Origin of the sequence: Tidjanibacter massiliensis, from assembly GCF_900104605.1 — a bacterium.
GTDB classification, from domain to species: domain Bacteria; phylum Bacteroidota; class Bacteroidia; order Bacteroidales; family Rikenellaceae; genus Tidjanibacter; species Tidjanibacter inops.
In genome coordinates this window covers 661,539-686,539 of the sequence record NZ_LT629960.1, presented here as the reverse complement: position 1 = coordinate 686,539, position 25,001 = coordinate 661,539, and the positions used below count along the sequence as shown (strand labels likewise).

Genomic DNA, 25,001 nt, shown 5'->3' with positions numbered 1-25,001 from the left:
GTTACCGTAATCCGAAAATCAAAAATACGGAAATCTTTTCATATTTCTCCGCAAGGTACGCCGTTTGCAGAAAAACGATACGGGTGCGGAGAGCAAATCGGCATACGGGACAGCTCTCTGTGATTTTATGCTTCATTTTTAATTTTTTATTGCTACATTTGTCGTCCGGTAACGGAACTGAGCCATGGTGTAATGGTAACACTGCAGATTTTGGTTCTGTCATTTTGGGTTCGAATCCCGATGGCTCAACTTCTTCCCGACCCTGCCGCCACATCTGCCGGCAGGGTCTCTTTTTTACGGCAATTATTCTCTATCTTTGCGGAAGACTTAAAGACGAAACGAGATGCGGATAGTGGATTTCAAGGATACTTCCGGCGCGGTGCGCGAAAAGGTATGGCGACTGTACGAAGAGAGTTTTCCGGCGCATGAACGGCGCAGCCTTACCGCACAGGAGCAAGCGTTTGCCGACTGTCGTGCCCGGAGCAAGGTGATGCTGGACGATGAGGGCGAAGTGATGGCTCTCGTGTTTTACTGGCTGTATGCCGGCATGGTCTATGTGGAGTTCCTGGCGGTGAATCCCGCCATGCGCGGACGAAACATCGGGTCCGGGGTCGTGGAACGGTTGCTGGAACTCTATCCCGGCAAACTCGTCATTCTCGAAATCGAACCTCCGCAGGAGGAAATGGCCGTACGGCGCCTTCATTTTTACGAACGGCTCGGATTCGTTCGCAATCCGTACAATTACATCCACCCTTCCTACCGTAAAGGTACCGATGCCTGTCCGCACGAATTGGTGCTCATGAGCCACGGCCGCCTTGCGACCGAGAAAGAATTCTCCGGATTTACGGAGTTCATGCGGGAAGTCATCTGGGAATATGCCGACTGACGGATGAAGATTACGGCAGAAAAGGCGGCGGGCCTGAAAACGAAAAACAGAAAAGTACGGGATGAAAAGAGTTTTCTTGATAGCAGCGACAGTCGTTTTGCTGTGGGGATGCGGCAGCCATGATAACACGGCCGAAGGCAGGCTGCACTCGCTTCTGGCCGAGACGCATGAGAAGGCGGAACAGGACAACGGCAATCCGTCGGACATCGTAGAGGTCAGGATATCCTATTTTCGCGACGGAGAGGTCGTTTCGCAAGCGTGCCGCGGTTTTATCATGGATACGCACAGCCCGCTGATTAACAACGTAGGCATCATACTGGGAACGACCGACAAAACCTTGCTGTCGGTACCGTTCGTAGCGAGTTTCCCTACCGAAAGAAAGAAGAGTACGTTCACCTGCATCGTATTTCCCAAATACGTACACATATTCGACCATGTAACGGAAGACGGCACGGACTGCTACATCCTCAGTACGGCAACCTCTGCGGAGGGCCGGCCGGCCGTAACCGTCCAGGGAGAGTATGCGGCCGATATCAGGCCCTATCTGTTCGCGCTTTCGACGACCCTGCAGCCGGAAGGAGAATAAGGTCGGAACCGAGCCGGGAGAAGCGACGCGGGAGCGGTCACATCATGTCGCCGAATACCTTGCGCCCCATGCAGTAACGGAGCACGATGGATTTACCGTATATACCGCAGGGACGGGCTTGTGCCTCCCCCTGTATCTTTTTGCGTTTCGTGTGCAGCACTTTCAAGTTCCTGTAAAAATCCATGTGTGCCCGCCACACTTGCCGGAACGCATCCGTCCGTCCCTGTGCGAGATATACGAGAGCCGACGCTCCGTCTATCGCCATGCGCAACGGAACGGTGAACCATAACCTGCCCGCAGGCAGATTTTTGTAGAGCATCCACAGGTTATTCCGGTAATTCAGGTAAATTTTACGGGGCGAATCATTCGGCAGCGTCCCTCCGCCTAAATGATAAACGACGCTCGCCGGTTCTACGGCTATCCGGTATCCGACAAGCTGTGCCCGCCAACACAAGTCTATCTCCTCCATATGAGCGAAAAACTCCTCATCGAACCCTCCGACGCGGGTAAACATTTCCCGGCGGCAGGCCATGCAGGCTCCTGAGGCCCAAAAACAGGAACGGAAAGTATCATATTGCCCCTCGTCCCGCTCCGTGGTAAACAGTATCCTGCCCCGGCAGAACGGATAGCCGAACGCATCGATGAATCCGCCGCATGCACCGGCGTATTCGAAATACTCCCGCCGGCCATAGGCACGCAGCTTCGGCTGGACGGCGGCAAGCCGCGGGTCGGCATCCAGTGCGGCTATCAGCGGTTCGCACCAACCCGGAGAGGTCTCTACATCCGAGTTGAGCAGAATGTAGTAGTCGGCCTCGATGCATGCCAGGGCCCGATTGTAACCGCCCGCATAACCGTAGTTCCTGTCGAGCAGGAGCACTTCCACGCGGGGAAACTCCGCACGGAGCATCTCTGCCGAACCGTCCGTAGAGCCGTTGTCGGCCACGACAACCCCCACCTTTTCCGGCGTATCGCGCAGTACCGACGGCAGGAAGGTACGCAGATGCGCATAGCCGTTCCAGTTAAGTATGACGACCTTTACCTCGGACATTCCTCCTCCCTTTGTTTTTCGAGTTCTTCTGGAGTGGGCTTATGTTTCCAGCGTCTGTGCGACCAGAGCCACAACTCCGGCCGCTGCCGTATCATCGCTTCGAGTTTCGCGGCATACCGCTTCGTAATCTCGTGCGGCGCTACCCTCTCCTGCCCGTCGTAAATGAGTTCAAAACGGGCCGTATAGTGTGCCCGCCGTATCTTGTCGATGTGTACGAAATAGACCGGCATGCCGAAGCGCAAAGCCATGTTTTCCAACCCATCGTAAAACGAAGTCGGTTGACCGAGAAAGTCGTACCAGTAGTCCCGATGGAACCACGGAGGCGCCTGGTCGGCGATGAGACCTATCCCCATCCGGATACCTTGCTGCCGGTCGCGGACTACATGGCGCAGGATGACCGACATGGGGACGGGTTCCATGCCCATTCGCGACCGGATGCTGCGGTAAAGCATGTCCATCACCCGGTTATGGAGCGTTTTGTACACTCCGATGGTTTCCCGGCCCTCTCCGTCGCCAAGGGCATAGGCAATGAAATATTCCCATGAGCCGTAGTGCGACATGCCTGCAATCCAGTCCTTCCCCTCCACCTCCTTTCGGTGGACGGCTTCGTCCTTTATCATCATTCGGCGACGCAACTGCCTGCGGCTAATGCTTGTCAGGTCTATCGTATCAATGAATACTTCAGCCAAATGTCTGTAGAACCGCCGTTCGATACGGCGCAACTCCTCTCTGCTCTTTTCGGGGAAAGCGTTTTGCAAGTTGTCCCGCGTCACCTGCAGTCTGTACCGGAAAAGATAGTACAAGAGCAGGTAGCACACCCCTGCCAGCGGATAGTAGAGAAACCATGCCGGCAACAGTCCCACGGCCTTCAGCAGGTAGTACAAGGCGTAATAAGCGGCCTTTTGCGTCCGACTTGCGCCTGCGGTTATGTCATTCCTCCCCTTCTTCAATGTAAACGATAACATTATCGGTTTTCAGCCTCGTGCGCAGCCATCCCTCTATCCGGTCGTACTCCACTGCTCCCTGCGAGAGGCTGTCCGGCCGGACGGTCACCACGAGAGCGGTGTCGGTCGGGACACCCTGTACGTCGTAGAATATGTGTTTCGACATCGATACCCGTCCCACATGGTCGGCGACGTGCGCCATTTCGCGCGAAATATCTCCGGCGGCAACGGTATCCGCCGGCTGCACGGATGCGAGCCTCTCTTCCAGCCGGGCGATGGTGCGGTTCTTCTCGTCTATGATTTCCGCATAACTGTGCTGTATTTTGGAGAAATCGATGCGTTCGTTCTCATCCGCCTGCCGGACTATCAGTTCGGTGTTTTCCAGGCCGTAATAGGCCATCTGGGCGCTGGCATTCTCTATTACGTTGTGCGACAGCGGTTCGCCGACGAGGCGTACCTCCACGGCCGACTGCCTGCCTTCGTACCGGTAGCGGACGTCGTAATCAACGAGCATCGTCTTGTTGAACTGGAAGACGTTCGTCACGTACCTGTCTACGTTGGCTTCAAACTGCGTTTTACGCAGGATATTGACAGTAAGTATCATACTCGGCACGAGAATGATGACGGAAAAGAGAATGACATAACGTCTCATCCGCTTGCTGGCCGCCTGGTCGAGTGCCGTCTTTTTCTCATATTTCAGAAAAATCACCATGAGATAGGAGGCCAGGGCGATGAATACCGTATTGATGATGAACAGGTAGAAGGCACCAAGTACATACATGATTTCGCCGGACGCGATGCCGAATCCCGCGGTACAGAGCGGGGGCATGAGTGCGGTGGCTATCGCCACGCCGGATATGACGGTTCCGGTACGGTCGCGGCGCGTTTGGGCCAGCATACCCGCGACGCCGCCGAAAAAGGCGATAAGCACGTCGTAGGTCGTGGGACTCGTTCGCGCCAGCAGTTCGCTCTGAGCGCTGCTATACGGCGATATAAGGAAATAAACGGTCGAGGTGATAATGCTCACTACAAACATCCACAGGAAGTTGCGAAGCGATTTTTTCAGCAGTTGGAAATCGTTTATCCCGATGGAGAGTCCGATGCCCATTATCGGGCCCATGAGCGGGGATATCAGCATCGCACCGATGATGACCGCCGTGGAGTTTACGTTCAGTCCGAGCGAGGCGATGAACGTGGCGCAGATGAGCACCCACAGGTTCGTCCCGCGGAACTCCACTCCTTTGTAGATGCTCGCTTCCACCTCCGCCTGCGTTGCATTGTCCTCGCCGAGGTCGAAGCGGTCACGCACGTTACCGAAAAAACGTCCTATCAGTGTCTTGTAAACTCTTTTTTTCCTTTTTTTATCCTCTTCTTTCATGGCTTCCAATCATTTGTCGTCGATACCTTCATTTTCCGCGGCCCGTGTGGCCTGCCGGCCGGCAAGAACGATGACGAATTCCCCTTTCGGTTCGTGCTCCCTGAAATGGGCAGCCACTTCGTCCAGCCTTCCCCTGACCGTTTCCTCGAACTTTTTGGTCAATTCGCGGGAGACCGATACGGGCCGTTCCGGCCCGAACAGCACTGCGAGCTGTTCCAATGTTTTCACTACCCGGTAGGGCGATTCGTAGAATATTATGGTACGCGTCTCCTCTTTCAGTTGTTCCAATCGTTTGTTTCGCCCCTTCTTCTGCGGAAGGAATCCCTCGAAACAGAAACGGTCTGCCGGGAACCCGCTCTGTATCAGTGCAGGAACAAAAGCCGTAGCTCCGGGAAGCGTCTCCACCTCCACGCCGTGCGCGATGCAGGTGCGCACGAGCAGGAAACCGGGGTCGGAAATGCCCGGTGTCCCCGCATCGGAGACGAGAGCGATTGTCTCGCCGCTTTCGATGCGGGCGGCAACCGACTCCACGGCGGCGTGTTCGTTGAATTTGTGGTGGGCGAACATACGCTTCTCTATGCCGAGATGTTTCAGCAATACGGCCGTCGTGCGCGTATCTTCTGCCAGTACGACATCGGCCTCTTTCAACACGCGCACAGCGCGCAGCGTGATATCTTCCAGATTCCCTATCGGCGTAGGGACAATGTAAAGTTTACCCATGACGCAGCGTTACAACAGTTTTCTGGCCAGCATATCGGAGAGCAGAAGAGCTGCTTCGCTGGAACTGTTCCACCCGTAGCGGTCGTGTATGAAGAGCATGGCGTCTTCTATCGAGGTGAAGCCGTCGAGACGCGACAAGGCTTCCTCGTAGGCGTCCGCATCCCCGCCGAACAGGTCGCGTATGAACATATAGCGGTCGTTCAGTCCTATCATCCGGCGTAATGAGCCGGCCTTTTCGTGTCCCAGCACGGACGCGACATCCGCTACGGGAGCATTCAGCGTATCGGCGAATGTGCGGACACCCGTCCCCATGACTTCGCCCAAAACCGGACGTCGGGTATCGGAAAGATTACTGCCGCAGTCGGGCGTGTCGGCTTCGCGCGGTACGGTCGGAAGTGCTTCTGCGCGGTCGTCCGTTCCTTCCGCAGCTCCTTGCAAGTTTTCCGCAGCGACGGGCTCCGTGACGAAATAGCGGTGGACGGTCTCGATGTGCGCCATCCCCTCTCCGTCGTCATACAGGGCGCGGACGGTTGTGCCGCCGGGACGCTGGTATGCAGCCGTATGCGCCTCGGTCGATTCCAACGGAAACACCCCGGCAGAAACAGACGGTTCCGGTTCACGTGAACCGACCGAGGCGGCTTCCCGACAGGGCGTGGATTCGTCATGCTGTCCGCCGCCGAACCTCACCGTTTCGTAGAGGCTCTTTATTTTATCTAACAGGAGGTCATACTCCAACCCGCCAAGACGGCCTGTTTTCCTCCACTCTTCCAACAAGCCCGAAATGACTTTCAGGTCCTCCTCCGCAACTGTATGGTTCATATCTTCACGAATATATTATCTTGGTTCTCACCCCTTCCGCAAATGCGGACATCGGCATTTTTATCTTTCAAAGATACGGCAGCCGGCGGTATATTACAAACGTGCGACGGGAAATTCCGTGCATGCGGATGAACAATATCGTCTCGGAAGGACGTTTTTTTACCGCAGCCCCCTCCTGCCCGACCTCGACAATCTTTATCACCGCATCACGTCCGCGACCGCGGACCGGGCTGTCATCCGCCGGCCGTTTTCGGTTTCCATTGAATGGATTTTCCTGTATTCGCTTCAAATGAATTGCTTCGCAAGCGTGCACCGGCTTTTGGACCGACATGCACTTTCGTATTTCAGCGAATATAATTTCACTATATTTGTACTCCGAAACAATACAAACATTCAAAACATGGCGTTACAATGCGGGATAGTCGGTCTGCCCAACGTCGGCAAATCGACGCTGTTCAACTGCCTCTCCAATGCGAAGGCTCAGGCGGCCAATTTCCCATTCTGCACGATAGAACCCAATGTGGGAGTCATTACCGTCCCGGACGAACGGCTGGTGGAACTCGCCCGTATAGACAATCCGAAGAAAGTGATTCCCACAACGATAGAGATAGTAGATATTGCGGGACTCGTGAAAGGGGCGTCGAAAGGAGAGGGGCTCGGCAACAAGTTCCTTGCCAACATCCGGAATACGGATGCCATCATCCATGTGCTCCGGTGCTTCGACAACGGCAACATCACCCATGTGGACGGCTCGGTGAATCCTGTAAGAGACAAGGAGATTATCGACACGGAGCTGATGATAAAAGACCTCGAAACGGTAGACAGCCGTCTGGCGAAGGTTCAGAAACAGGCGCAGACGGGCGGCGACAAGAACGCCAAACGGCAGTACGAGGTATTAGTCAAATATAAGGAAGCGCTCGAATCGGGCAAGGCGGCCCGCACGGTCGAACTCGACAAAGAGGAACGGAAAACGGTTTCCGACCTCAATCTATTGACCGACAAGCCGGTACTGTACGTATGCAATGTGGACGAAGCGAGCGCCGTATCGGGCAATGCCTACGTGGAGGCCGTGCGCGAAGCCATACGCGACGAGAATGCGGAGCTGTTGATTGTTGCGGCGGCTACCGAAGCCGACATCGCGGAGCTGGAGAGTTTCGAGGAACGGGAGGCATTTCTTGCCGACGTAGGACTGAAAGAATCGGGGGTCAGCAGGCTTATCAAAGCGGCCTACCGACTGCTCGACCTGCAGACCTATTTCACCACGGGGCCGGACGAATCGCGGGCATGGACCTTTACCAAAGGAACGAAAGCACCTCAGGCAGCTGGAATTATCCATACTGACTTCGAGCGGGGCTTTATCCGTGCAGAAGTAATCAAGTACGACGATTACATCGCACTCGGTTCGGAAAAAGCATGCCGGGAGGCAGGCAAGATAGCGATAGAGGGAAAAGAATATGTAGTACAGGACGGCGACATCATGCACTTTCTGTTCAACGTATAAAACGCATCCGAAGGCATTTTTCGGCTTCCTGCTGCCGGCATTCCGTTCCCTCGGGAAGCATTGAATCGGAATGGAGACAACTGTTTGGTTTAACCTAAAACTCATATCCTTATGAAAACAAACACGGCAATCGTCATCTGTGCGGCCATTATCGTCTGCGCATTCATCCTCGGGGGAGCGTACAAGTATAAGTACAAGGAGCAGAATACCATTGTGGTAACCGGACTTGGAGAGGAAGAGTTCGTGTCGGACCTTATCGTTTGGCGCGGATGGATAGTAGTGGACAACCCCTCGATAACCGACGGCTATGCCCAGCTTGAAGTAAACAAGCGCAAGGTACAGGATTTCATTATGCAGAAGGGCATTGCACCGGATGATATCGTATTCATGTTCGTGGATTCCTACAAGAATACCGAACCTATTTACCAGAACGGCAACTATGTCGGCCAGCGTTTTACGGGCTATACCCTGCGGCAGCAGTTCACCGTGGAAAGCACCGACGTGGAAGCGGTGGAGAACATATCGCGCGAGATATCCGCTCTGTTGGCACAAGGCGTACAGCTCGAGTCCTCTCAGCCTGATTATTATTACAGTAAGCTGGATGACCTGAAACTGGAGTTAATCGAAAAGTCCACCGTCGACGCGAAAGCCCGTGCCGAAAAGATAGCGGCGAAATCGGGCGCGAAACTGCGCAAGCTCAAGACCGCACGCATGGGTGTGTTTCAGATAACGGGGGCCAATACCAATGAAGAGTTCTCCGCCGGAGGCAACTTCAATACTTCGAGCAAAAACAAGAAAGCCCGCATCACCATGCGTCTCGAATATAATATAAGGTAAGGCGCGGCTCGGGAGACAAAAATAATTACAGTTACATAAAAGCGATATACAAATGACGAAGAGACGGGTAAGGGTTCGTTTCGCGCCGAGTCCGACAGGCCCCCTGCATATGGGTGGTGTCCGAACGGCATTGTACAACTATCTGTTCGCACGCCGGGCCGGCGGCGACTTCATCATCCGCATCGAGGATACCGACTCGCACCGTTACGTGCCGGGAGCGGAGGAGTACATATTCGATGCCTTGCAGTGGTGCGGTATCCGGGCCGACGAAGGGGTACGCGAAGGCGGTCCGCACGGACCCTACCGGCAAAGCGAAAGAAAGGAAATCTATCTGCAATACGCCCTGCGGCTGGTCGAGTCAGGCAATGCCTACTATGCCTTCGATACTCCGGAGGCTTTGGATGCCCTGCGTACGGAAGCGGAACAGCGGGGCGACGCTTTCGCATATAATTATAAGGTACGAGGCCGGTTGGCGACCTCGCTGGCCATGACCGACGAGGAAGTGCGCGCGCGTATCGAACGAGGCGACCAATGGGTCATCCGCTTCATGATGCCCGAAAACGAGGAGGTGCATATGCACGACCTTATCCGCGGCGAGGTAACGGTGAACACCTCTACGCTGGACGACAAAGTGCTCTATAAATCGGCTGACCGGCTGCCTACCTATCATCTGGCCAACATCGTGGATGACCACCTGATGGAGATATCGCACGTGATACGCGGAGAAGAGTGGCTCCCTTCCCTGCCTCTTCACTATCTGCTTTACAGGGCGTTCGGATGGACGGATACGCAGCCCGAGTTCGCGCATCTGCCTCTGCTGCTGAAACCTACCGGGCAGGGCAAGTTGAGTAAACGGGACGGAGACAAGATGGGATTTCCCGTCTTTCCGCTCGAATGGAAATCGCCTACGGGGGAGGTGTCGCGCGGCTACCGCGAAGACGGCTACTTTCCCGAAGCGTTCATCAACATGCTCGCGCTGTTGGGCTGGAATCCGGGGACCGAGCAGGAGCTGTTTTCGATGGACGAACTGATTGCCGACTTTTCGCTGGAACGCGTCAGCAAGGCCGGGGCACGGTTCAATCCCGACAAGGCGCGTTGGTTCAATGCACAGTACATGCACGTACGCGACAACGACGAATTGGCCGAAGCCTACCTCCCGCTGTTGCGTGAGCACGGCGTGGAGATACCTTTCGAGAAGGCGGCACGCATCGCAGGGTACATCAAAGGACGAGCTGCTTTCGTCAGCGATTTCTGGGAACTCTCCTACTTTCTGTTCCGCGCGCCCGTGTCGTTCGATGCCAAAGTGGCGGAAAAATATTGGAAAGGAGAGAACCCGGAATCCGTCGCAGGACTGCGGGAGGTACTGGCCGGTATCGACGACTTTACGAACCGAAATATGGAGACCGTCTGTCACGCCTGGATAGAGGAACATGGCTACAAGATGGGGCAAATCATGAATGCTTTCCGCCTGGCCATCGTAGGAGAAAGCAAAGGCTTCTCGATGTACGAGATGTGCGAAGTCCTCGGCAAGGAGGAGACGCTCCGCCGGCTCGACTACGCATTGGCCAATATCCCGCGGACCGACCGATAATACCATCCTTTCAAATCGTCCCCGCGAGCCCTCTTTTCCCGGCAGTTCGCGGGGATGGTGTTTTTTGTTACGACATCTCCGTAGCCCCCTCCCCTTATGTCGGTATGCCCCCGTCGGAGGTACGGTTATGCCGGATGCCGCCCCCCCTTCCGGCCCCCTCCGGAAGCGATTGTCGCCCCTCATACAGGCAATTTGCAATTCATGCTAAAAAAAACGTGTGTACCTATTTTTAGTTACAAAATAAGTATATATATTTGTAAGCAAAATAGCCCATGGCTTAACAAATCATAATATATTATGGCTAAAATCAAAGGAACTATCATTGTAGACATCGAACGCTGCAAAGGTTGCGGCGTGTGCGTGCCTTCATGTCCGAACAATGTGCTGGCCCTTTCGCCGCACGTGAACGGCAAAGGTTACAACTACAGTTATATGGCTAACCCGGATGACTGCATCGGCTGCGCAAGCTGCGCTATCATGTGCCCGGACAGCGTCATTACAGTTTACAGACAAAAATTCGAGTAAGCGATGAAGAAAGAGGTAAGATTGATGAAAGGCAACGAAGTGCTCGCCGAAGCGGCGATACGTTGCGGCGCCGATGGCTATTTCGGCTATCCTATCACCCCCCAGTCGGAGGTAATGGAGACGCTCATGGAACTCAAACCGTGGGAGACTACCGGAATGGTCGTTCTTCAGGCTGAAAGCGAAGTGTCGGCAATCAACATGGTGTACGGTGCGGCCAGCACGGGCAAAAGGGTACTGACCTCCTCGTCGAGCCCCGGTGTCAGCCTCATGAGCGAAGGCTTCAGCTACATTGCAGGTGCCGAACTGCCCTGTGTGGTCATCAACGTTACGCGCGGCGGCCCCGGTCTGGGTACGATACAGCCCTCCCAGAGCGACTATTTCCAGGCTACCAAGGGCGGCGCACACGGTGACTTCCACCTTATCGTACTGGCTCCGAACTCCGTACAGGAGATGCACGACTTCGTATTCGACGCATTCGACCTGGCGTTCAAATACCGCAACCCGGTAATGATTCTTTCCGACGGTGTCATCGGACAGATGATGGAGAAGGTGGTACTGGCCGACCAGCGTCCGCGCCGTACCGCAGAAGAAATCATCGCCCAGGACGGCGATTGGGCACTGACCGGCAAAACGGCAGACAGGAAAGAACACGTCATCACGTCGCTCGAACTCGACCCGTATGCACAGGAGAGGTTCAACGAGAAGCTCATCGCCAAGTATGCAAAGATACGCGAGAACGAGGTACGTTACGAGGAGTTCATGACTGAGGATGCCGATTACATTATCGTAGCATTCGGTTCCGCGGCACGTATCTGCCGGATGACCGTAGAGATGGCCCGCGAAGCAGGCTACAAGGTAGGTCTCGTTCGTCCCATCACCCTTTATCCGTTCCCGTCCAAGGTGCTCCACGACCTCGCCGCAAGGGGGGTAAAGGGTTTCCTCTCGGCAGAGCTCAACCACGGACAGATGGTAGAGGATGTACGCCTCGCAGTAAACGGCCAGGCTCCCGTAGAGCACTACGGCCGCAGCGGCGGTGCCGTATTCTCGCCCGACCAAGTTTACGAGGCATTGTTAACGAAAATAATAAACAAGTAAAGATATGGCTGAATTCGAAGTACAAATAAAGGAAGAGAACCTGGTATTCCGCAAATCGCCTGTACTCACGGACAAAGTGATGCACTATTGCCCGGGGTGCAGCCACGGAACGGTCCACAACCTCGTCGCCGAAGTGATAGAGGATTTGGGCATACAGGACAAGACCATCGGCGTATCGCCCGTAGGCTGCTCGGTGTTTGCATACAATTACCTTCACATAGACTGGTCGCAGGCCGCCCACGGACGTGCATGTGCAGTGGCTACCGCCATCAAGCGTACCAATCCCGACAAGATGGTGTTCACCTATCAGGGTGACGGTGACTTGGCTGCTATCGGTACCGCGGAGACGATTCACGCCTGCAACCGTGGCGAAAACATCGTCGTTATCTTCATCAACAACGCCATCTACGGTATGACCGGCGGCCAGATGGCCCCGACCACCCTGGTGGGCATGAAGACGGCTACCAGCCCGTACGGACGTGACCCGAAGATACACGGGTTCCCCTACAAGATTGCCGACATGATAGCTCCGCTTCCCGGCGTATGCTATGTAACCCGTCAGTCGGTACACACCCCCGCTGCCGTGCGCAAGGCAAAGAAGGCTATCCGCAAGGCATTCGAGAACGCCCTCGCAGGCAAGGGACTCTCCTTCGTCGAAATGGTTTCGACTTGCAACAGCGGTTGGAAGATGTCCCCGGTTGATGCTAACAAATGGATGGAGGAGAACCTCGTTCCGTTCTATCCGCTCGGCGATATCAAAGGTTAATTAATTCAAAATCGGCAAAGAAACTATGAAAGAAGAGTTAATTATAGCAGGATTCGGCGGGCAGGGCGTGCTCTCCACAGGTAAGATTCTGGCTTATTCGGGTGTCATGCAGGACTACGAGGTTTCGTGGCTTCCTTCCTACGGTCCCGAGATGCGTGGCGGTACCGCGAACGTGACGGTCATCATCAGCGACAAGCCTATCAGTTCGCCTACCCTCCAGACTTTCGATACGGCCATCATTCTGAACCAGCAGAGTATGGACAAATTCGAAAGCCAGGTGAAACCGGGCGGAGTGCTCATTTACGACACGAACGGCATCACGCGCCATCCGCAGCGCAAAGACATCAAGATATATGTCATCGACGCTACCGAAGAGGCTGCCAAAAGGGGAAACTCCCGCATTTTCAATACGCTTATCCTCGGCGGTTATCTGAAGGTACGTCCGATTGTAACGCTTGAAAATGTCTATAAAGGACTGAAGAAATCGCTTCCGGAACGTGCATGGAAGTCGCTCCCGATGAACGAAGAGGCCATCCGTATCGGTATGGACATCATCAAGGAGATTCAGTAATTCCCGATAAAGCAGGCTTGCGGGCCTGTTGCAATAAGCGAAACGGGGCCGGACAATCCGGCCCCGTTTTTTATGTCTGTTCTCGACAGCCTTACCTCTTGTTTTATCCTCCTATCCGTCTGTTTTCCCTCCTGCCGAAGAGTGTCTTCCGTTGCAGCCAGTAGTCAAGGGGCCCGGATATACTCCGGATATACACATTTCAAAAACAGGACAAGTTTCCCGGGCAATACAGTCAATTGCCCCGCCGGATGCGGCAGGGCCCTGTTTAGTTTGTTTACGGTTCTTATCCGCTTCGGACAGATCGTGCATTGTCCGAAACGGCTTACGACCGATTCTCCCCTACGGTCTCAATGGATATTTCGGCATTTCCTATCGGTGTGCCGTCCTTGAAACAATCATCGGTGAACGTATAGGTATAGCATGTTATCTGTAATAAATATTGCTTCTCCGTTGTCCGTACATACGCTTTTTCCTCGAATATATTGGAATCGTCAGTAGGATGCCCAGACCTACGATAAATGACCTCGACTATTCCGTTTGATATGGAAATGCGAACCATGCTGCCTTCTGGATATAATTGATTCAAAGGAGAAAATCTTCCCGCATTGTACTTCTGTATAAATTCATATTTATCGCCTTGTTTGATTTGAACGGATTCTCCCACCCGCTTATCCCCGTTCGAAGAAATGTATTCCATTTCGATATCGAAAGACGATTCATTCTTATAGATGTAATGAGTTTCCCATTCGGTACACATTGCTTCCGGAGGGTCACCGATGGTTATATCCGACTTTGAATCGCATCCCGTCGATAGCCACGCCAGCAGGCAGAGGCAAAACAGCCATTTCGTCCGTGATTTCATGGTTCATACGTTTTAATTAGGATAGTCCCTTTCTTCTCAAAGCGCACAAATCCGCTGCGCCGACTCATACAATCTTAATGATAATTTCCGGATTATCAAAGAATATATAAGTGGGTGTCCCATGAAAGATTCTTTTGCGGGACACCTGTTCCGTTTCGCAGCCAGGAACGGCCACTCCAGTACGATAAAGTCATTCCTTTCGAAGCAGTCGCCGGTTTCTACCGGCCGGATGAAAGATATTCTTCCCATTATTGCGGCAAATTTTCAGATTGTTTCTTCTGTTTAGACAAAATCTTACAACATTGGAACGTTCTGAAAATCATATCTCCTTCCACAACATAATCTATACACAAACCTTCAATTATGTATTCATAGCCCTTTTCGTAAGAAAAGTCGGTATAGGCCATGTATGCCAACTCCAAGGGTGATCTTCGGCAAATTTGATAATGTAATAATAGTCACTTGCATATAACTCTTCTTCCGAACAATCTAAATCCGGGTGATGGTATTTCTCGGAGGCGATATAGAGTTTCATCTTTTTTACCTCGAAGATTTCATAGGGAAAATCCTTGAGTTTGCATTCCGGTTCCGGTTCGGTCTTTTGGCAGGATGCGAGGACGAGACAGACAAGGTACGAAACAATGAGAAGAGTAAACTTTTTCATCATGAGACATTTTTCGGTTATCCAACAATACAACTCTCTAACGAATCCCGGTTCGGAATCCGCTTCGTTATTATAGATGCGAAATTAGTCTTTCCTGTTGCATGCCGTAAAAATTTTAGCTGCAAAACAGCGCCATGACCGACCGGGAACAGGATTGAAAAGAGGCAGCACGGCAAGATTTTCAAGACGACAGGTGCCAAACAGAGGTCATAAAAAAACGGAACGACAGTCAATCGCTGCCGTTCCGTCGTTATCATCGGTTTTTCCTATTCGAACTTCAATTCGCCCCGGACTTTCAGCCCGTTCAGGTACTCCTGTATGCCCATGCGCTGTTTTCCGGCCGGCTGTACCTGCTGCGGCAGGATATATCCGTCGCGACAGGCAATGCGCATCGTACCGTTCTCTACTGCCACGCTTCCCGGCGCGTCTGCGACATCCGCATCGGGCAGGAAAACGACCGAATAGAACTTCACGCTCCCTTCGCGGATAAGTACCCCATCCGTAACGGCACGTTCCCGGAGCATAGCCCATGCTCCAGGATAAGGCGATACCCCCCGTACAAGATTGACGATACGAACGCCTTCAGCCATAAAATCCACATGGCACGTCTCCTTGAATATCTTGGGAGCCGGTTTCAACTCCTCTTTCATGGCTTGAGGTTCAGGCCGAAAACCGTCTGCCGCCACGGCATTTACGCTCTCTGTAACGAGCCGTGCGCCCTCCGTCATCAGTTTGTCGTGCAGGATTCCCGCATTGTCGTCGTCGGCAATCGCTACCCGACGGGACGCAATGACCGCCCCTTCGTCCATCCGCGGATTCAGCATGAAGGTCGTGACGCCGGTTTCCCGTTCGCCGTTGATTAACGCCCAGTTTATCGGAGCCGCTCCCCGGTACTGCGGCAACAGGGAGGCGTGCAGATTAAATGTTCCGTATCGCGGAAGCTCGAATACCGCCCGCGGAAGCATTCTGAATGCCACGACAATCCCGAGGTCGGGACGCAGGGCAGTAAGTTCCGCGATGAATTCCTCAGCCTTGAGGTCTGTCGGCTGAAGGAGTGGCAGACCGGCGGATACGGCATAACGTTTTACGGCACTCTCCTGCAGTTTCAGTCCCCGACCAGCCGGTTTGTCGGGCATGGTAACAACCGCCACTATATGATAGCCCCCCTCCACCAGCGCCTTCAAGGGCGCGACGGCGAAGTCGGGCGTTCCCATATACACGATACGCAAGGTTTTCGGATTGGCTGCCATACGGGAATATCCGGTTCAGTGTCGCTCCTGCTTGAAAAGACCGAGCTTGTGCCCCATCCGCTCCTCCTTGGTCTTGAGGTAACGCTCGTTGTATTTCGTGGGTTCGGTCACGATAGGCACTATCTCTTCGATGGAGAGTCCGTATCCTTCGAGTCCGGCACGCTTGGTGGGATTGTTGGTCATCAGACGCATCTTGGTAATGCCGAGCGCATGCAGGATGCTGGCACCCACACCGTAATCCCTCTCGTCCACGGCAAAACCGAGCTGCAGGTTGGCTTCCGCCGTGTCGTATCCGTTCTCGTCCTGCAATTTGTAGGCCCTGATTTTGTTGCAGAGGCCGATACCTCTGCCCTCCTGCATCAGATAAACCACGGCACCCTTACCCTCCTTTTCTATCATACGGATAGACTCTTCGAGCTGTGCACCGCAGTCGCACCGGACGGACCCGAAAATATCGCCCGTTGCACACGACGAGTGAACGCGGACGAGGACCGGTTCGCCCGGCTCCCATGTTCCTTTGATAAGAGCCATGTGCTCCAGGCCGTTGCTTTTCTGTTTGAAGGGGATGAAACGGAACTCGCCCCACTTGGTAGGCATGGCCACCTCTTCGCCCTTTTCGACGATGCTCTCTGTCCTCAGACGGTAAGCGATAATATCGGCGATGGAGACGATTTTCAGTCCGAACCTGTCCGCAATCTCCAGCAACTGGGGCAGACGGGCCATGGTACCGTCCTCGTTCATTATCTCGATAAGCGCACCGCCGGGCCGCATGCCGGCCATGCGGGCAAGGTCGATGGTCGCTTCGGTATGGCCCGGACGCCTCAATACTCCCTTGTTGCGTGCACGCAGCGGATTGATGTGTCCCGGTCTGCCGAAATCCTCAGGCTTGGCGTTCGGGTCCACCAAAGCGCGAATGGTAGCAGCCCGGTCGTGTATCGACACACCCGTAGTACATCCGTCATGCAGGTAGTCCACCGTCACCGTGAACGGCGTGCCCAACAGGGAAGTATTATTGCCGACCATCATGTCGAGGTCGAGCTCCCGGCACCGGTCTTCGGTCAGCGGGGCACAGAGTACGCCGCGGCCGTTATGCAGCATGAAATTGACTATTTCCGGAGTTATCTTCTCGGCTGCCACGATGAAGTCGCCTTCGTTTTCCCTGTCTTCGTCGTCCACTACGATGACGACCTTACCCTGGCGGAAATCCTCGAGGACCTCCTCTACGGTATTAAGCTTCCTTTGTTCCATGCTTTTTGCTCTCTTTTCTGTGTTGTCTTTTTCTGCCGACCCACTCTTTGAGTTTGGCATATTGTATTCTGTACCAATCCATGTTGAAGAGATTGGAATCGTTCGTCGATTTGTAAATTAAGTAAAGCGCTATCGGCAGCAGGATGAAGGACGACAGCCACATTCCCTGAAAAGCGGTACTGATGCCGTCGCGCGCCATCTTCTCGCCGGACATGCTGATGATGTAGTACACCACAAAGAAAAGTACCGACACCACCACGGGCATCCCCAGCCCTCCCTTCCGGATAATGGCCCCCAACGGAGCGCCTATCAGAAAGAATATCATGACCGATACGGGAAGCGACACTTTCCGGTGCCATTCGATTTCGGAACGGTAGAGGTTGTTCAGATTCTGTTTATAGGAGTCCTCTTCGTAGTTTATCGCGTTTCTTGAGTTCTTCGCCTTCATCAGCGCATTGTTGAGTATATCCTTGCGCTGTACCAGCGTCATGTAATCCAGCCTTTCGTACACGGGCTCCGGCCTGCGGTAAGAGTAATCCGTCTTGACACTGTCCATCATCCCCATGACCACAGGGTCGTACTGGAGCAGGTTGTTCCGCAGGAGCGGTTCGTAGGAACGGGCCATCTCCCGCGCCACGACGATGTTGAGCGAATCGATATCCTTTTCGAGCCGCGCGATGGACTGTGTCTGCGTCCCGTGGCTGAAGCGGTCGCTGCTGCTGCGCTCAAAATCGAAACCCTCCAACGGAATGACCGCATTCTGCATATCGAAGGTCTGCTGCGTGAACTGGCTTTCGTTGTACCACTGATAGTCGCGCCGCGTCTCGTAACGTTCGCCTTTATAGAGTGTTACAAGCAGGTATTTCTTGTCGTCCGAGAGGCGGATGTAACCCGAATCCGCTATGGTGGTGGACATCGTTCCGTTTTTGGACTGATTCCGCGTATCGTATATCAGCACATCATTCAACAGACCGGTTTCCCGGTCCTGATGCCCAACCCGGATACTCATGTCGTCGATACCATTGAAGAAGGCTCCGTCTTTGAATTCGATGGTCTGCTTCTGCTGACGGATATCGGCGATGAGTGCGTTCATCTGCTTCCAGGCATAAGGCACGAGGTTGTTGGAGGCGAAAAAACTGCCTATGGCGATGAAGACAACAAGGACGGTCAGCGGGGCCAGTATGCGCGGAAGCGATATTCCCGCCGATTTCATGGCGAGCAGTTCGTTGTTTTCGCCGAGATTGCCCATTGTCATGATAGCCGCCAGAAGCGTAGCCAGCGGTAGCGACATGGGGATGGTCGTAGCCGACGCGTACCCCAGCAGTTCGAGGATGACGCCGAAGTCGAGTCCTTTCCCGACAAGGTCGTCGATATAAAGCCACAGGAAGTTCATAAGGAATATGAACGACACGATGAAGAAGGTAAGAATCATCGGCCCTATATATGACTTCAGGATGAACTTATCGAGGGTTTTCACTATACGCCACGGTTTTTCGGCTACGCAAAGGTAGCAGTTTTATAATTATAAGCGTAAGCGCCAGCAGAAATATTGTAGCGGCTCCGGCGGGAATATCCATGACGTAACTGAGGTACAGTCCGGCGATGTTGCCTATTACGGCAACGACCGAGGACCAGGCAGCCATGCGGGTGAAGGATTTGGTGAAGGAGTTGACGATGACCGCCGGAACGGTGAGCAGCGAGATGAGAAGAACGATGCCTACGCTCCGGATGCAGAAGACGACTGCGAGCGCCACCAATACCGCCATGACATACGATACGGTTCCCGTCGCTACCCCCCTGCTCCGGGCGAACTGGGCATCGAAGGCGACGTACATCACCGTCCGCAGAAAACAGAATGCCAGCAGGAGCAGAACAGCGACCAGGCACCCCAAAGCGACGATATCCGCCGTCGTCACGGTCAGGATATTGCCGAAGAGAAAACTCATCAGGTTGGGTGCATAACCCGGCGTCAGATAGACGAATATAACCCCGACAGCCATGCCGAAGCTCCAGACCATGCCGATGGCCGAATCTTCGCGGATTTTCCCCTTCCGTGCCCCCCACTCGATTCCGAGCGACGACATCACGGCGAATACCAGCGCGCCGAGAATGGGGTTCAGACCGAAATAATAGGCTATGCCTATCCCGCCGAACGAGGCATGCGTTATTCCTCCGCTCAGGAAGACCATGCGACGGGCCACGATATAGGTGCCGATGATACCGCAGACGATACCCGAAAGCACCGCGGCCGCCATGGCATGCTGCAAAAAGCCGTATTCGTAAAGTGCCCTGAAAAAATCCATCTCCGTCTCTTCCGGCAAAACCGTCGGTGCGGCTCTGCGGAATGCAAATTTACGGAAAAATCGCCAGCAATGCGCACGACAGCGACCGGCGGTGCTTTTATTTCACGCTTTACCGCCTTTTTCGTAACTTCGCACTCCGAAACAGATGAAATGAAGATGCCTTCGCCGAAAAAAGTCAGTTTCCATACGCTGGGCTGCAAGCTGAACTTCTCCGAAACCTCCACCATCGCGCGGCAATTCGAAGAGGGCGGCTATGCGACCGTCCGTCACGCCGCCGAAGCGGACATATGCGTGGTAAATACATGTGCCGTGACGGAACATGCCGAGAAGAAGTGCCGCAACCTGATTCGACGGCTTCACCGCGAAGCGCCGCAGGCCATCATCGCCGTCACGGGCTGCTATGCCCAGCTTCGGCCCGAAGAGTTGGCCGCCATCGAAGGGGTGGACCTCGTATTGGGCAACCGCGACAAGGGAACGCTTTTCGACCGGGTGGCCGCTCTCGGCGGCAAGTCGGGCGCCCGCATCTATTCATGCGACACGGCTGAACTGACCAACTTCTTCGCCGCTTTTTCCACAGGCGAACGTACACGTGCATTCCTGAAAGTACAGGACGGCTGCGACTACAAGTGCTCCTACTGTACGATACATTACGCCCGCGGAGCGAGCCGCAACATGCCCGTCGCCGACCTCGTGCAGGAAGCGGAGCGAATCGCCGCTTCGGGTCGAAAGGAAATCGTGATAACGGGCATCAATACAGGCGATTTCGGACGGACTACCGGCGAGCGGTTCGCTGACCTGCTCACGGCGCTCGACCGGGTGGCGGGCATCGAACGCTACCGCATCTCTTCCATCGAGCCGAACCTTCTGACCGATGACATCATCGGCTTCTGCGCGGCGTCGGCCAAGTTCCAGCCCCATTTCCACATTCCGCTGCAAAGCGGTTCGGACCGTATTCTCGGCCTGATGCGCAGACGTTACCGGGCGGAAACTTTCCGCAACCGCATCGAAACGGTCCGCAGCAGCATGCCTGATGCCTTCATCGGCGTGGATGTCATCGTAGGTTTTCCGGGTGAGACGGACGAGGATTTCCGGCAGACTTACGACCTGCTCGAATCGCTCGCTCCTGCTTACCTGCATGTCTTTCCCTTCTCGGAACGCCCCGGCACGCCCGCGGCCGACATGCCCGGCCGGGTGCGCGACGACGTGAAAACCCTGCGGGCCGAGCGGCTCGGTGCACTCTGCTCGACACTTCACCGTCGTTTCTGCGAGGCATACGAGGGACGTTCGGCCGAGGTACTGTTCGAAGGACGCGGCAGTGGCGGCATGATGTACGGATACACCGGCAACTACATACGCTGCAAAGCCCCCTACGACCGAACGCGCGTGAACGAACTGTGTTCCGTACGGCTTGGCCGGCCCGACGCCGACGGAACGGTTCCGGTCTCACTGCCGGAACGATGACTCCCGCAATGCCGTACGGAAAAAGCCGTCGGCACGAATACTGTCCGCAAAACCGGCCGAACCGGAGTAACGTCCGGTATCCGTCTTCTTTTTCATCGAATTATATGTTATATTTGCCGTAAGAATCATCAACAACAACGCGTTGCCATGCGCAAGAAAATTTCGATAGGTTTCATCAGCCTCGCCCTCGTACTCCTGCTGGCGGGGGCTGTATCCGTCTATGAACTGCAAAGGCTTCGCAACCAGTCGGAAGAGATAGTGGCCCTCAATATGCGCAACACCGAACTGGCCGACCGTATGCTGACCGCCCTGCAGTCCCAGAACAGCGCGATATTGCGTATGATATTCTCGGATGCGACGACCCCCGACGCGGGATACGAACTCGGCCGGACGGCTTTTTACGATGCCTTGGAGGCCGCTTCGGTAACGGAAGAGGATATATCCGACCTGGCCGCAGTCCGGGTGGCCGACCGCGAATACCAAGAGGTCGTGACTGCCCATCTGGCAGACGACGGCACGGAAGACCTCGACTGGTTCCTCGCAACCTACATGCAGGCCTACTACCACCTCGACGAAACGCTCAAGGAGTACCTCACCTCTCCGGCCAACTCCATACCGGCCCGGGCGCAGATGCTCGAAAAGAGCGTCTACAAGACCATCACGCCCAGTATCCTGACGCTCATGATAGCCATCATCATCGTCCTGATGTTCTATTTTTTCGTGGACAGTTACTACGTGCGCCCGGTAATACGCATCCACAAATCACTGCATAACTACCTGTCGCACGGAATACCGTTCGCCCCGAAATTCGAGAGCAACGACGATGAAATACAGGGACTCAAGGAGATGATAGACGAATTGGTGGAACGGAAAAAGACCGAACCGAAATGAGGACCGGACTGGTATTGAAATACATCGGTGCCGTACTGCTGCTCGATTCTGCCTTTATGCTCCTTTCGGCGGGCATTTCGTGGATAAACGGCATGGACAGCGGTTTCACGCCGCTATTCCTCTCTTTTCTGCTGACAGCCATACTCGGTATGTTCCCCACCCTTTTCGTCCGCCGCAGAGAACAGATAAATGCCAAGGAGGGGTACTGCATCGTGACCGGTGCATGGCTGCTCTCCTGCTTCGTGGGCACTTTCCCCTACCTGCTCTATGGCGGGGAGTTCAACTTCGTCAATGCCTGGTTCGAGAGCGTATCGGGATTCACCACGACCGGTTCCACGATACTCACCGATGTGGAATCGCTGCCTAACGGACTGCTCTTCTGGCGTTCGGCGACGCATTGGATAGGCGGTATCGGCGTCGTCATGTTCGCACTCGCCATCCTGCCTTCGCTCGGCAAGACGAAGATGACGCTTTACAGCGTGGAGCTGTCCACACTGGCCAAGGACAATTATCGTTTTCAGACACGGAAAATCGTCTATATCCTGCTTTTCGTTTACGTGGGCATGACAGCCATGGCCACGGTGATGCTCCGCATCGCCGGGATGGACTGGTTCGATGCGGTGAACCATGCTTTTTCGGCCATCTCCACCGGCGGGTTCAGTACCAAAAATGCGAGCATCGCCTATTTCGACAACCTGTGGATTGAGCTGGTTATCGTCTTCTTTACCTTCGTTTCCGGTCTGCATTTCGGTTTGATATACTCCACCCTGACCGGAAGCAGGAACAACCTGTTCCGGTCCGAAGTGACGCGCTACTATTTTCTCTGTGCAGCGACCGGCGTCTTTCTCATTACACTCAGCCTTTGGCTTTCAGGCACATACGGCTCTTTTGCCACCGCCTTGCGGTACGGATTGTTTCAGGGAGTCACCGTACTGACCACTACCGGATTCGCAACCGCAGACACCAATTTGTGGACTCCGCTGGCCATGACCGTACTCTTCTTTTTCACATTGCAGTGCGCATGTGCCGGTTCAACGGCCGGAGGTATCAAATGCGACCGTATCCTGCTTTCGTTCAAGGTGCTGCGCAACCGTATCCGGCAGCAGCAACACCCCAACGCCGTGCTGCGCATCAAGCTCAACGGCGTAACGCAGGAGGAGTCCACGATAAATTTCGCCATGCTGTACATTGCCGTTTACTTCCTTTTCATTATCTTAGGGACACTGATAAATACCGCCTGCGGAGTCGATTTCATCACCTCGCTGACCGCCTCTGCCACCTGTATGGGGAATGTAGGGCCGGGATTCGGAGAGGTCGGTTCGATGGAGAGTTTTGCAGCGATGCCGGGAGTGATGAAGTTCTCGTCTACTGCACTCATGCTGTTCGGACGTCTGGAGATATTCGGACTTATTCAGTTGTTCATGATAAAGTGGTGGGTATAACCGCAAGGACTTTACAATTTGGGAAAGACTTATGGAACGGAGAGTACTGAAATATTTTCTTTTGCTGTCGCTTCTGGCTCCGTTGACGCTGGCGGCACAGCGACCGGCCAAAGGGCGGAAGACCGTTGTGCAGCAGCCGGCCCCGGTCAGTTACGACTCTCTTGCCATGCGCCGCAACGAACTGGCGGGAAAGGAAGCCCGTCTCAAGGAACGGCTGGATGAAGCACGGGAGCTTTTCTCGTCGGATTCGCCGGGGAAAGAGGCGCTCGGCGCCAATATCGTGGAACTCGAACAGGCCCTGTTCGACGTAAGGGCAGACCTGGAAAGTCTATCGGAGACGATGGCCCGTATGGAACGCGAACAGGGCTTCAGTCTTCCGGTAATGCCTGCCGCCACTGCCGCTGCGGACAACGGGAAAACGATGCTGGTGGACAACGATTATTTCCGCGACAACCTTTCCGCAGCCGATTACAGGCAACTGCTCGCAGCACAGAAGAAAGAGAACGAAGTGGCTGAGCTGATAGGAAAACTGCAGGAGAATTACGACCAGATGGCGCTTCTGCTTCCCGTCTATCATGTCGCAGTCAAAGGCCCACAGGCGGACAGTCTCCATGCACGGATAACGGCACTGGCGGCGGAGAACGAACGCCTGGCACCCGCTATCGGCGACCTCTGGCAAAGCGTCTTCGATACGAAGGTCTATGCCTATAATTATGTGCTCGACAAGAACGGCGAGGGCGATATCCTTGCGGTACAGGAGAAACAGATGAACAACATGCTCCTGCTGGAGGCGGAAATCGAAGGGGAGTATATGTATGAAGAGGTCGCACGGTATGCCCTGCAAAAACTGCTGATAGCCGGATACGAGATACGGATAGCCGACCGGGCCGGACTGACCGGGGCGGCGGATTCGCTCAACAGCCTCACCCCTCCCACCAGCCATATCGACGACTATTTCCTGCCCGTGCTCGACACCCGCGAACGCATGTTTTACGATTTTGCCGATGCCCAAATTGTGCGGCCTGCGAGATATGCGAATATCAACCAGGTACCGCAGGTAGAGATATTTCCACGCGGTTCGATGTACCGGATACTGTTAGGCGCCTATTCGAGACCGCAGCCCGTATCGGTCTTCAGGAATGTCTATCCGCTGTCGCAGGAGACGAAAGCCGACCGGAAACACTACTATTATGCCGGAGGATATGCGACCTATGCCGAAGCGGAAGAGGCGGCGGCCCGGCTTAAACGGCAGGGATTCCGGAACCCGCGGGTGGTGGCATGGCACGACGGTCTGTACGACGCCGCGCCGGGTGCCGAGAGCGGAAGCGCTGTGACCGAACCGTCCACCAGAATACGCTACCGTGTAGAGATAGGCGGAGCCGGAGAGAGCCTGAGCCGCGTCGTCCGCGACGTCATATCGACACAGGCTGCCGGGAAAGAGGTTTCGCGCACGGCCGACCCGGAAACGGGCGAACCCCTGTTCGTGGTCGGTTCGTTCAACAACAAAACACTGGCCGAAGCGCTCGTACAGGATATCGACACCGTGGAACCGGGACTGACAATTCGAATAGTCGCCGTCCAGTAGCCCGAATCAATCGGATATTTTAAACAAA

The 25,001-nt window shown here is 54.5% G+C and carries 23 protein-coding genes and 1 tRNA gene; 14 read left to right on the top strand and 10 right to left on the bottom strand.

Annotated features, from left to right (window positions below; all coding sequences use genetic code 11):
- The first annotated feature begins 178 nt into the window (after positions 1 to 178).
- From BQ5361_RS03945 to BQ5361_RS03935, 3 genes are all read left to right on the top strand, one after another.
- Positions 179 to 249 (top strand) — tRNA-Gln (locus tag BQ5361_RS03945).
- 94 nt (positions 250 to 343) lie between these two features.
- On the top strand, positions 344 to 886 hold the full coding sequence (locus tag BQ5361_RS03940; RefSeq protein WP_035473251.1) for a GNAT family N-acetyltransferase: 543 nt from the start codon (positions 344 to 346) through the stop codon (positions 884 to 886).
- Between the two features lie 61 nt (positions 887 to 947).
- Positions 948 to 1,472 (top strand): hypothetical protein, encoded by a 525-nt coding sequence (locus tag BQ5361_RS03935; protein WP_035473249.1) that lies wholly within the window; start codon positions 948 to 950, stop codon positions 1,470 to 1,472.
- 37 nt (positions 1,473 to 1,509) lie between these two features.
- Here the strand turns inward: BQ5361_RS03935 and BQ5361_RS03930 are convergent, their stop codons facing one another.
- From BQ5361_RS03930 to BQ5361_RS03910, 5 genes are read right to left on the bottom strand one after another with little or no spacing between them, the layout of a single operon-like run.
- Positions 1,510 to 2,520, bottom strand: a complete 1,011-nt coding sequence (locus BQ5361_RS03930) for a glycosyltransferase family 2 protein (protein ID WP_035473247.1) — start codon at positions 2,518 to 2,520, stop codon at positions 1,510 to 1,512.
- Positions 2,508 to 3,470 carry a lysophospholipid acyltransferase family protein gene (locus BQ5361_RS03925; RefSeq protein WP_161940424.1) on the bottom strand — a complete coding sequence of 321 codons (963 nt, stop codon included), beginning with the start codon at positions 3,468 to 3,470 and terminating at the stop codon, positions 2,508 to 2,510. Before BQ5361_RS03925 ends, BQ5361_RS03930 begins: the two co-directional genes overlap by 13 nt.
- On the bottom strand, positions 3,451 to 4,842 hold the full coding sequence (locus BQ5361_RS03920) for a DUF389 domain-containing protein (protein WP_022063542.1): 1,392 nt from the start codon (positions 4,840 to 4,842) through the stop codon (positions 3,451 to 3,453). Before BQ5361_RS03920 ends, BQ5361_RS03925 begins: the two co-directional genes overlap by 20 nt.
- A gap of 9 nt (positions 4,843 to 4,851) precedes the next feature.
- Positions 4,852 to 5,562 (bottom strand): 16S rRNA (cytidine(1402)-2'-O)-methyltransferase, encoded by a 711-nt coding sequence (gene rsmI, locus BQ5361_RS03915; RefSeq protein WP_035473243.1) that lies wholly within the window; start codon positions 5,560 to 5,562, stop codon positions 4,852 to 4,854.
- Positions 5,563 to 5,571: 9 nt separating this feature from the next.
- The gene (locus tag BQ5361_RS03910; RefSeq protein ID WP_035473241.1) at positions 5,572 to 6,381 is read right to left on the bottom strand and encodes a hypothetical protein; all 810 of its coding nucleotides are present in this window, start codon (positions 6,379 to 6,381) and stop codon (positions 5,572 to 5,574) included.
- Positions 6,382 to 6,781: 400 nt separating this feature from the next.
- Here BQ5361_RS03910 and ychF point away from each other — a divergent pair, with 400 nt between their 5' ends.
- The 7 genes from ychF to BQ5361_RS03875 all read left to right on the top strand — a co-directional run bounded on the left by ychF (position 6,782) and on the right by BQ5361_RS03875 (position 13,267).
- On the top strand, positions 6,782 to 7,882 hold the full coding sequence (gene ychF, locus BQ5361_RS03905; protein WP_022063538.1) for a redox-regulated ATPase YchF: 1,101 nt from the start codon (positions 6,782 to 6,784) through the stop codon (positions 7,880 to 7,882).
- Between the two features lie 111 nt (positions 7,883 to 7,993).
- Entirely contained in the window at positions 7,994 to 8,719 is a 726-nt protein-coding gene (locus BQ5361_RS03900; protein WP_022063537.1) for an SIMPL domain-containing protein, read from the top strand.
- 52 nt (positions 8,720 to 8,771) lie between these two features.
- Positions 8,772 to 10,310 carry a glutamate--tRNA ligase gene (gene gltX, locus BQ5361_RS03895; protein ID WP_035473238.1) on the top strand — a complete coding sequence of 513 codons (1,539 nt, stop codon included), beginning with the start codon at positions 8,772 to 8,774 and terminating at the stop codon, positions 10,308 to 10,310.
- 297 nt (positions 10,311 to 10,607) lie between these two features.
- Positions 10,608 to 10,835: a 4Fe-4S dicluster domain-containing protein gene (locus BQ5361_RS03890; protein ID WP_022063535.1), complete on the top strand. Its 228-nt coding sequence runs from the start codon at positions 10,608 to 10,610 to the stop codon at positions 10,833 to 10,835.
- Between the two features lie 3 nt (positions 10,836 to 10,838).
- Positions 10,839 to 11,930 carry a 3-methyl-2-oxobutanoate dehydrogenase subunit VorB gene (locus BQ5361_RS03885; RefSeq protein WP_022063534.1) on the top strand — a complete coding sequence of 364 codons (1,092 nt, stop codon included), beginning with the start codon at positions 10,839 to 10,841 and terminating at the stop codon, positions 11,928 to 11,930.
- A gap of 4 nt (positions 11,931 to 11,934) precedes the next feature.
- Complete coding sequence (locus tag BQ5361_RS03880; RefSeq protein ID WP_022063533.1) at positions 11,935 to 12,696, top strand: thiamine pyrophosphate-dependent enzyme; 762 nt, start codon at positions 11,935 to 11,937, stop codon at positions 12,694 to 12,696.
- Positions 12,697 to 12,721: 25 nt separating this feature from the next.
- The gene (locus tag BQ5361_RS03875) at positions 12,722 to 13,267 is read left to right on the top strand and encodes a 2-oxoacid:acceptor oxidoreductase family protein (protein WP_022063532.1); all 546 of its coding nucleotides are present in this window, start codon (positions 12,722 to 12,724) and stop codon (positions 13,265 to 13,267) included.
- Between the two features lie 322 nt (positions 13,268 to 13,589).
- Here the strand turns inward: BQ5361_RS03875 and BQ5361_RS03870 are convergent, their stop codons facing one another.
- From BQ5361_RS03870 to BQ5361_RS03845, 5 genes are all read right to left on the bottom strand, one after another.
- Positions 13,590 to 14,129, bottom strand: coding sequence for a hypothetical protein (locus tag BQ5361_RS03870; RefSeq protein ID WP_143047492.1), 540 nt, complete (start codon positions 14,127 to 14,129; stop codon positions 13,590 to 13,592).
- Positions 14,130 to 15,059: 930 nt separating this feature from the next.
- Positions 15,060 to 16,043: a methionyl-tRNA formyltransferase gene (gene fmt / locus BQ5361_RS03860; RefSeq protein WP_035473232.1), complete on the bottom strand. Its 984-nt coding sequence runs from the start codon at positions 16,041 to 16,043 to the stop codon at positions 15,060 to 15,062.
- Positions 16,044 to 16,058: 15 nt separating this feature from the next.
- Entirely contained in the window at positions 16,059 to 17,291 is a 1,233-nt protein-coding gene (locus BQ5361_RS03855) for a bifunctional 3,4-dihydroxy-2-butanone-4-phosphate synthase/GTP cyclohydrolase II (protein WP_022063527.1), read from the bottom strand.
- Positions 17,272 to 18,768, bottom strand: a complete 1,497-nt coding sequence (locus tag BQ5361_RS03850) for an LptF/LptG family permease (protein ID WP_022063526.1) — start codon at positions 18,766 to 18,768, stop codon at positions 17,272 to 17,274. Before BQ5361_RS03850 ends, BQ5361_RS03855 begins: the two co-directional genes overlap by 20 nt.
- On the bottom strand, positions 18,752 to 19,594 hold the full coding sequence (locus BQ5361_RS03845) for a metal ABC transporter permease (protein ID WP_035473361.1): 843 nt from the start codon (positions 19,592 to 19,594) through the stop codon (positions 18,752 to 18,754). Before BQ5361_RS03845 ends, BQ5361_RS03850 begins: the two co-directional genes overlap by 17 nt.
- Before the next feature lie 156 nt (positions 19,595 to 19,750).
- Between BQ5361_RS03845 and mtaB the strand changes: the two genes are divergently transcribed.
- From mtaB to BQ5361_RS03825, 4 genes are all read left to right on the top strand, one after another.
- Positions 19,751 to 21,055, top strand: coding sequence for a tRNA (N(6)-L-threonylcarbamoyladenosine(37)-C(2))-methylthiotransferase MtaB (mtaB, locus tag BQ5361_RS03840; protein WP_074021978.1), 1,305 nt, complete (start codon positions 19,751 to 19,753; stop codon positions 21,053 to 21,055).
- A gap of 147 nt (positions 21,056 to 21,202) precedes the next feature.
- On the top strand, positions 21,203 to 21,946 hold the full coding sequence (locus BQ5361_RS03835) for an MCP four helix bundle domain-containing protein (RefSeq protein WP_022063523.1): 744 nt from the start codon (positions 21,203 to 21,205) through the stop codon (positions 21,944 to 21,946).
- Positions 21,943 to 23,388 (top strand): TrkH family potassium uptake protein, encoded by a 1,446-nt coding sequence (locus BQ5361_RS03830; RefSeq protein ID WP_257526588.1) that lies wholly within the window; start codon positions 21,943 to 21,945, stop codon positions 23,386 to 23,388. The genes BQ5361_RS03835 and BQ5361_RS03830 overlap by 4 nt, the downstream gene beginning before the upstream one ends.
- Before the next feature lie 31 nt (positions 23,389 to 23,419).
- Positions 23,420 to 24,973, top strand: coding sequence for a hypothetical protein (locus tag BQ5361_RS03825; protein ID WP_035473231.1), 1,554 nt, complete (start codon positions 23,420 to 23,422; stop codon positions 24,971 to 24,973).
- The last annotated feature ends 28 nt before the right edge of the window (positions 24,974 to 25,001 follow it).

Excerpts from the sequence above, each read along its gene's own strand:
- BQ5361_RS03930 (WP_035473247.1), bottom strand. The coding sequence starts at position 2,520 with ATGTCCGAGGTAAAGGTCGTCATACTTAACTGGAACGGCTATGCGCAT.
- BQ5361_RS03885 (WP_022063534.1), top strand. The coding sequence starts at position 10,839 with ATGAAGAAAGAGGTAAGATTGATGAAAGGCAACGAAGTGCTCGCCGAA.
- ychF (WP_022063538.1), top strand. The coding sequence starts at position 6,782 with ATGGCGTTACAATGCGGGATAGTCGGTCTGCCCAACGTCGGCAAATCG.
- BQ5361_RS03880 (WP_022063533.1), top strand. The coding sequence starts at position 11,935 with ATGGCTGAATTCGAAGTACAAATAAAGGAAGAGAACCTGGTATTCCGC.
- BQ5361_RS03935 (WP_035473249.1), top strand. The coding sequence starts at position 948 with ATGAAAAGAGTTTTCTTGATAGCAGCGACAGTCGTTTTGCTGTGGGGA.
- BQ5361_RS03830 (WP_257526588.1), top strand. The coding sequence starts at position 21,943 with ATGAGGACCGGACTGGTATTGAAATACATCGGTGCCGTACTGCTGCTC.
- BQ5361_RS03845 (WP_035473361.1), bottom strand. The coding sequence starts at position 19,594 with ATGGATTTTTTCAGGGCACTTTACGAATACGGCTTTTTGCAGCATGCC.
- rsmI (WP_035473243.1), bottom strand. The coding sequence starts at position 5,562 with ATGGGTAAACTTTACATTGTCCCTACGCCGATAGGGAATCTGGAAGAT.
- BQ5361_RS03940 (WP_035473251.1), top strand. The coding sequence starts at position 344 with ATGCGGATAGTGGATTTCAAGGATACTTCCGGCGCGGTGCGCGAAAAG.
- BQ5361_RS03875 (WP_022063532.1), top strand. The coding sequence starts at position 12,722 with ATGAAAGAAGAGTTAATTATAGCAGGATTCGGCGGGCAGGGCGTGCTC.
- BQ5361_RS03855 (WP_022063527.1), bottom strand. The coding sequence starts at position 17,291 with ATGGAACAAAGGAAGCTTAATACCGTAGAGGAGGTCCTCGAGGATTTC.
- BQ5361_RS03835 (WP_022063523.1), top strand. The coding sequence starts at position 21,203 with ATGCGCAAGAAAATTTCGATAGGTTTCATCAGCCTCGCCCTCGTACTC.
- BQ5361_RS03920 (WP_022063542.1), bottom strand. The coding sequence starts at position 4,842 with ATGAAAGAAGAGGATAAAAAAAGGAAAAAAAGAGTTTACAAGACACTG.
- BQ5361_RS03890 (WP_022063535.1), top strand. The coding sequence starts at position 10,608 with ATGGCTAAAATCAAAGGAACTATCATTGTAGACATCGAACGCTGCAAA.
- BQ5361_RS03825 (WP_035473231.1), top strand. The coding sequence starts at position 23,420 with ATGGAACGGAGAGTACTGAAATATTTTCTTTTGCTGTCGCTTCTGGCT.
- mtaB (WP_074021978.1), top strand. The coding sequence starts at position 19,751 with ATGCCTTCGCCGAAAAAAGTCAGTTTCCATACGCTGGGCTGCAAGCTG.
- BQ5361_RS03870 (WP_143047492.1), bottom strand. The coding sequence starts at position 14,129 with ATGAAATCACGGACGAAATGGCTGTTTTGCCTCTGCCTGCTGGCGTGG.
- fmt (WP_035473232.1), bottom strand. The coding sequence starts at position 16,043 with ATGGCAGCCAATCCGAAAACCTTGCGTATCGTGTATATGGGAACGCCC.
- gltX (WP_035473238.1), top strand. The coding sequence starts at position 8,772 with ATGACGAAGAGACGGGTAAGGGTTCGTTTCGCGCCGAGTCCGACAGGC.
- BQ5361_RS03910 (WP_035473241.1), bottom strand. The coding sequence starts at position 6,381 with ATGAACCATACAGTTGCGGAGGAGGACCTGAAAGTCATTTCGGGCTTG.
- BQ5361_RS03900 (WP_022063537.1), top strand. The coding sequence starts at position 7,994 with ATGAAAACAAACACGGCAATCGTCATCTGTGCGGCCATTATCGTCTGC.